Here is a 5,162-nt window from a genome sequence, read left to right as displayed (position 1 = left end):
GGGCTCGGGCGCCGGCGCGGGGTCGGGGGCGTGCTCGCCCGACGGCCGGCTTGGCGTGGCGGCCTCCCGCTCGCTCGGGACGGCCGGTTCGGCGGGCGGCCGCTTGCCGTCGCCGGCCGGCTCGGCGTCTGGCTCGGCCGGTTCGGCCCGCTCCTCGGCGGGCCGCGCGTCGTCCCGGTCGCCGCCGGCTCTCGGGGCGCCATCGGCGGCGGGCTCGGTACCGCCGTCGGGCCGGGCGTCGGTCGAGGTGTGCCCCACCTCGGCGGGCTCGTGGGTTCGCTCGGAGTCGGCGGTGACGCAGCCGGCGAGCGCGGCGGCCAGTGCGGCGGTCAGGGTGGCGGGGACGAGACGACGCACGTTCGGGACCTTTCGGCGGTCGACGGGGGGTGGCCGCCCGGACCGGGCGGTGTTCCCCCTCCTCAACTCCCGCACCGCTACCGAGGACACGCCCCGCCGCCGGCCCGTCGGAACCGGCGGGACCGCCGCGCCTCAGCCGTAGCCGAGGTCGTGCAGCCGCTCGTCGTCGATGCCGAAGTGGTGCGCGATCTCGTGCACCACGGTGATCTCGACCTCCTCGACCACCAGCTCCCGGTCGCCGCCCTCACGCTCGACCAGCCGCAGCGTGGGCCCCATGTAGACGGAGATGCGGTCGGGCAGCGCCCCGGCGTACCACTCGCCGCGCTCGGTGAGCGGGATGCCCTCGTAAAGACCGAGCAGCTCGGGGCTGCCGACCGGCGGCTCGTCCTCCACGAAGACGGCGACGTTGTCCATGAGCCGGGTCAGCTCGGGCGGAATCCGGTCGAGCGCCTCGCTCACCAGTTCCTCGAACTCCTCGCGCGTCATCTCCAGCACGGCTCCATTGTCCTGCCACCCACCCACCCCGGTAAACGTGGTGGGCCGTGGAGGTGCCGTAGTAGGATCACCTCGTTCCATCCGGCCCCCATCGTCTAGCGGCCTAGGACGCCGCCCTTTCAAGGCGGTAGCGCGGGTTCGAATCCCGTTGGGGGTACCCACAGGTTCCGATGAGTTTCCGCGGTGGTGTGAGTCCACACGGTCATGAACGCACGGATACTGCAGACCCCCGAGGTCGACCTCGCCTACTACGTCCACGGCCCGCTGCCGACCGTCGACGGGCGTCCGCCGTTGGTCATGATCGGCCAGCCGATGGACTCCAGCGGCTTCCGCACCCTGGCGTCGCTGCTCCCCGAGCGCACCGTGGTCACCTACGACCCGCGCGGGCTCGGCCGCAGCGCCCGCAGGGACGGCCGGGTCGACCACACGCCCGAGACGCAGGCCGGCGACGTGCACGCGCTCGTCGAGGCGCTCGGCGCGGGCTCGGTGGAGATGTTCGCGAGCAGCGGCGGCGCGGTGACCGCGCTCGCCCTCGTGGCGGCGCACCCGGGCGACGTGACCACCCTGGTCGCGCACGAGCCACCGCTCTTCACCACGCTCCCCGACGCCCCGGCCGTCGAGCGCGCCAGCGCGGGCGTCCGCGAGGCATACCTGGCCAAGGGCTGGGGCGCCGGCATGGCGGCCTTCGTCGCGATGACGTCGTGGGAGGGCGAGTTCACCGACGACTACTTCGCCCGGCCGGCGCCGGACCCCGCCGCGTTCGGGATGCCGACCGAGGACGACGGCTCGCGCGACGATCCGCTGCTCTCCGACCGCTCCGCGGCCGTCAGCGGCCACCGGCCGGACGTCGCCGCGCTCACCGCGGCGCCGACGCGGATCGTGGTCGCGGTGGGCGAGGAGTCCCGGAACGTCCTCACCGGGCGAGCGGCGGTGGCCACGGCCGAGCTGCTCGGCCGGCGAGCGACGGTGTTCCCCAGCCACCACGGCGGCTTCCTCGGCGCCGACTCCGGCTACGCCGGCCAGCCGGAGGCGTTCGCACACCGACTGCGCGAGGTCCTCGCCGGGGCGGACTGAGTTCCGGGGCGTTCGCCGGAGACCGGCCGATCAGTCCCGCGCACGCCTCCGGTAGGACTCCAGCACCTCGTCGCGCTCGGACACGTCGTCGGAGTACCAGGTCGGCGGCTTGTCCAGTTCTTCCCGCCATCCCTCGTCGAACGCGTCGGCGACCTGGGGCGGCAGCGCGAAATGGGGGCGCTGCCCCTCGGGGTTGAAGCGGCTACCCGCTTGCCCCTCGGGAATGCCGCTGTAGTCGACGTCACGGACGCCGGCGTCGATCGCCCACTGCATGGCGTCGTCGCCACGCAGGCGCTCGGCGTAGCGCCGGAAGGCGTCGTTCCCTTCGGCCGACGCCTCTGGCTCGAACGGCACCGAGAGTGCGTCCGCCGCCCCCGCCGCCATGCCCCACCCGCCCGGCGCGACGCCGGCAGCGGTGACGGCCATGGTCCACCCGTTCCACAACAGGTCCGCCCGCTCGTCGTCCCGGTGTTCGTCGCGGTAGACGAGATCCAGCTGGGCGTTGGTCACCGCCCCCTGCAGTTGGCCGAGGTCCTGCATCCGTTCCCTCAGGTCGCCGTCCGGGTGCGGGACGCCGGGGTTCTCGTCGGTCCACCGCGCCGTGTCGCGGGCGGTGTCCCGGGCGTGCTGGAGCAGGTCGCGCTTGAACTCCTCCTGAGTCCGCTGGTCTCCGCCGAGCAGGTCGCGGAAGAGGTTGTTGCGGTCGTCCGTGGAGAGCGCGAAGACATCGGGCTGGTTGGAGAGGAAACCACTCCGCTCCTGCGTGTTCGCCAGCCGGTCGAGGTACTCGCCATGACCGGCGATGTCCGCGTACGCCTGCCGCACCGCCGCGTGCACCCGCTCGTGTGCCCGGTTCGTGCCGGAGCCGGGCGGAACCTCGGTGAACTCCTCGGGGTGGGAGGCGACGTACTGCAGGGTGTTGTAGCCGGCCCGCACCCGGGCCAGGTCCTCGGGCGAGTCGGTGAAGCGGAAGCCGTCGGCGGGCATGGCGGAGGCGCGCAGCAGTTCGCCGGCGGCGACGCCCCGGTCGCTCCAGTTCAGGCGCATCATGTCCGCGACCCGGTTCTGGTCGCCGAAGGCGGTGGCCGCGGCGGCGCTGTTGTCGTCGGCGACCGCCAGCAGTTTGGGGGCGCCGTCGAGACGCGGGGCGTGGACCCACGCCTCGGAGTTCTCCCACCACCGCTGACGGTCGGCCGCGGCATCGATCAGGCTGGTGGTGAGCTGGTCGTTGGGCGCCATGGTCGAGTGACTCATCAGCGAGCCGAAGTCGTTGAACCGCTGGACGGCCTGCCGCGTCTGCTCCGGGTCGCGGACGCCGTCGAGGCCCCCCTTGTCCAGGAACTCCCGCAGGGAGGCGGGTCGTTGGCCGTCGCCCGACCAGGCGGCGTTGACGCCGTTGGCCAGGGTCTCCTGGAAATCCCGGTACTGGTCGCCCTGGAGCCGTCCAGCGGCGGCCAGGTCGTCGCTCCCCATCGCGTCGTAGAACGCCCGCGCGAACTCCCGGTCCGCGTCGTCGAGGCCGTCGAACGCGTCCGGCCCGTTCCCGGAGCGCTGAGCGAGGATGTCGGAGAGCAGGGCGGTGCGCTCGGCCAGCTGTTCGGGGTCGGGCTCGCCGGTCTTCAGCAGCTTTGCCAGTTCCTCCCCCTCGTACTCGGCCCGGCCGGTGGTGCGCCAGATGTTGACGGGCGAGTCGCCGACGTCGTAGCCGAGGTCCTTGAGGTCCTGCTGCCAGCGGTTGAGCCTCCCGTAGTACTCGTCCCGCTGCTCGTCCATGGCCTCGAAGGTCTGGGTGGCGAAGCGTCCGGCCGCCCGGGTGTGGAACTGCTCGATGTGGGCGCGGATCTGCTCCTCGGCGTCGGCCGTGGGCTGGAAGGCCTTGTCATAGACCTTGATGGAGGTGCCGAGGCGGTCCATCCCGGACATCGAGCGCAGCTGCGTCAGAACGCTTGCGTAGCTCTGGTTGGCCTGAGCCTCCTGCCGATCCACCTCGGCGTCGAGTCCTCCGCCGCCCTCGATGGCGCCGGTGTGGGCCTCCAGCACGTCCTCGGCCATGCCATGCACCTGCCGCAGGACGTGGGAGATACCGTCGAGCTCGTCGGCGCCCAGTTCCTCCCGGGTCTGCGCGACGTGCCGCTCGGCCTCGGCGTAGATGGCCTGGCCACCGTGGTCGCCCGCGCTCTCCTCGGTCGCGTCGGCGTCCCGCGCCGTTTCGCCGGCGCGCTCGGCCTCGGCGGCGCCGTTGCGGAACGTGGTCGCCAGGGTCTCGATCGCCTCCAGCTGGGTCTGCGAACGGAACTCCTCGCGCAGCTCCCACGGGTCGTGGCCGGCCGCAGCGACGACCTCCTCGTTGGTGATGGTGATGGTGCTCATGACGGTCCTCGCTCGTCCTCGTCTCAGACGCTGTCGGCTATCCGGCGGGCTTCGTCGCCGAGTTGGACCCGGCCGACGGCCGTGGCGGCAAGACCGTCCGTCTCCTCGCCGAGGGCCGCCGCGCCGGTGGCGCCCTCGCCGGTGGCGTCCCGGTCCTCCCGCGCCCGCTGCGCGGCCCTTGACCGCTCGGCGGCGGTCCCGCCGAGCGCGGCGGTGAACCCGGCGGCGCCGGCCCCGCCGAACTGGCCGGCGGTGGGGGCGACCCGGCCGACCAGCCGGGACAGGGACTCGGCCAGGTCGGCGGACTCGTGGTGCAGTTCCGCGCTCGCCCGGAACCGCTCCGGCAGGTACTGGGTCGACTCGTCGCTCATCGCCCCGTCCTCCTTCTCACTCGCCGAGCACGCCGCGGCGTGCGGCGCGCGGTTCTGGCGTGCCGTCCGGTGACCAGACGGCGGTGTCCTGCCGTGGCTCGGCCGGCCGTTTCGCCGGTTTCTCCTCGTATTCCGGCGGCTCCTGCCGCCGCTGGGGCGTCCTGGGCGGCGCGCCGGTCAGGTTCCGTTGCGCGCTGGCGGCGCCGGACGTGGCGCGCCAGGTGCGGGCCGGCTCACCGGAGAGCGGGCGGCGGGGTGCGGCGCGGCGGGTGGTGCGGTCGGCGCCCTGGCGGCCGGCGGGCGCGCCGGGCGGCGGGCTGAACGGCCGTCCGCCCGCCGCGGCCTCGCGCAGCGCCAGCTGGTTGGCGACCGTGGCGCGCTGCCGCAGGGCGCGCTCGGCCTGCTGGATCGCCTGCGCGCCGGCCGGGCCCTGTGGCCGCGCCACGCTGGGCGGGAGCACCCCCCCGTAGAGCCCTGTCTCTTATACACCTCTCC

The 5,162-nt window shown here is 73.8% G+C and carries 5 protein-coding genes, 1 tRNA gene and 1 pseudogene; 2 read left to right on the top strand and 5 right to left on the bottom strand.

Annotation, left to right across the window (positions count from 1 at the left end):
• Positions 1–357: pseudogene (locus E1265_RS33365) on the bottom strand (hypothetical protein); the annotation flags it as partial.
• A 132-nt stretch (positions 358–489) separates the two neighbouring features.
• Positions 490–843: a metallopeptidase family protein gene (locus E1265_RS33360; RefSeq protein ID WP_132934696.1), complete on the bottom strand. Its 354-nt coding sequence runs from the start codon at positions 841–843 to the stop codon at positions 490–492.
• Positions 844–936: 93 nt separating this feature from the next.
• On the opposite strand from E1265_RS33360, the gene E1265_RS33355 reads away from it, so the two are divergent.
• Together E1265_RS33355 and E1265_RS33350 are read left to right on the top strand one after the other, a co-directional pair.
• Positions 937–1,009, top strand: a tRNA-Glu gene (locus E1265_RS33355).
• Positions 1,010–1,056: 47 nt separating this feature from the next.
• The gene (locus E1265_RS33350) at positions 1,057–1,926 is read left to right on the top strand and encodes an alpha/beta hydrolase (RefSeq protein WP_132934695.1); all 870 of its coding nucleotides are present in this window, start codon (positions 1,057–1,059) and stop codon (positions 1,924–1,926) included.
• A 30-nt stretch (positions 1,927–1,956) separates the two neighbouring features.
• Here the strand turns inward: E1265_RS33350 and E1265_RS33345 are convergent, their stop codons facing one another.
• From E1265_RS33345 to E1265_RS38355, 3 genes are read right to left on the bottom strand one after another with little or no spacing between them, the layout of a single operon-like run.
• Positions 1,957–4,296, bottom strand: coding sequence for a hypothetical protein (locus tag E1265_RS33345; RefSeq protein WP_132934694.1), 2,340 nt, complete (start codon positions 4,294–4,296; stop codon positions 1,957–1,959).
• A gap of 23 nt (positions 4,297–4,319) precedes the next feature.
• Positions 4,320–4,667, bottom strand: a complete 348-nt coding sequence (locus E1265_RS33340) for a hypothetical protein (protein ID WP_132934693.1) — start codon at positions 4,665–4,667, stop codon at positions 4,320–4,322.
• A gap of 16 nt (positions 4,668–4,683) precedes the next feature.
• Entirely contained in the window at positions 4,684–5,112 is a 429-nt protein-coding gene (locus E1265_RS38355) for a hypothetical protein (RefSeq protein ID WP_207931310.1), read from the bottom strand.
• Positions 5,113–5,162 lie beyond the last annotated feature (50 nt).

Source organism: Streptomyces sp. 8K308 (genome assembly GCF_004348315.1).
Classification (GTDB): Bacteria; Actinomycetota; Actinomycetes; order Streptomycetales; family Streptomycetaceae; genus Streptomyces.
The sequence above is the reverse complement of the archived record's forward strand: the minus strand, read 5'-3'. Positions and strand labels throughout refer to the sequence as shown.